The organism is Brachyspira catarrhinii (assembly GCF_005518285.1).
Classification (GTDB): domain Bacteria; phylum Spirochaetota; class Brachyspiria; order Brachyspirales; family Brachyspiraceae; genus Brachyspira; species Brachyspira catarrhinii.
The window spans coordinates 1-779 of the sequence record NZ_SJDU01000666.1 but is presented as its reverse complement, the minus strand read 5'-3'; the positions used below and the strand labels follow the sequence as shown (position 1 = coordinate 779).

The 779-nt window shown below is 19.3% G+C and carries 1 protein-coding gene and 2 pseudogenes; all 3 read left to right on the top strand.

Annotation, left to right across the window (positions count from 1 at the left end):
- Positions 1 to 73: 73 nt before the first annotated feature.
- Positions 74 to 202: a glycosyltransferase gene (locus EZH24_RS15475; RefSeq protein WP_419670468.1), complete on the top strand. Its 129-nt coding sequence runs from the start codon at positions 74 to 76 to the stop codon at positions 200 to 202.
- Positions 203 to 354: 152 nt separating this feature from the next.
- A pseudogene (locus tag EZH24_RS15470) lies at positions 355 to 588 on the top strand (glycosyltransferase family 8 protein); the annotation flags it as partial.
- A pseudogene (locus EZH24_RS12950) lies at positions 585 to 779 on the top strand (glycosyltransferase family 8 protein); the annotation flags it as partial. The pseudogenes EZH24_RS15470 and EZH24_RS12950, both read left to right, overlap by 4 nt.

Sequence of the window (779 nt, the reverse complement as noted above, 5' to 3'; positions counted from 1 at the left end):
AGTTTTTTACTTTTTTGTTATATTATAATAGATGTAAAAAATATCTATTTAAAAAACTTAAACAAGTGCTGTTTTGTACTTAGATTCTGATATAATAATTACTGGAAGTTTAAAAGAATTATTTAGTATAAATATAAATAATTATTATACTTTAGTTATTAAAGATCCATATATAATATATATAAAGAACATAAAGAATTAATAGAAATAGGAAATAATAGAACATATTTTAATTCTGGAGTTATATTATTTAACAATGAGTTATGTATAAAAACAAATACAGCAAAAGAGTTCTATGCATATTTTATTAATAATTTACATAAATTGAAATTAATAGATTAAGATGTATTAAACTATATATTTAAAGATAAAGTAAAAATAATAGATAGAAAATGGAATTTTTTTCTATTTAAAGATTATAATCATAAATATGATAAACCAAATTATGAAGAAGCAGTAATTATACATTTTGTTTGTTCTAAACAATGGAAGAAAGATTGCTCAAATGCATATTTTTTATATGATTATTGGAAATATTATCAATATACACATTGTTTTTTTGAAGAGTCTATGACTGCAAAACTATGATAAAGAAAAAATTTTATGATTATGAAGATATAAGATTTAAAAGTAATTATTTCAAATTTTTTGGTATATATCCTAATAGCTCAAAATTACAAATAGTTGTTTTTGGGATAAGAATTACAATAGATGCAATTGATTATAGAAATATAGAAAAAATAGAATGGTGGATACCAATAAGAAAATGGCGAGAAGCT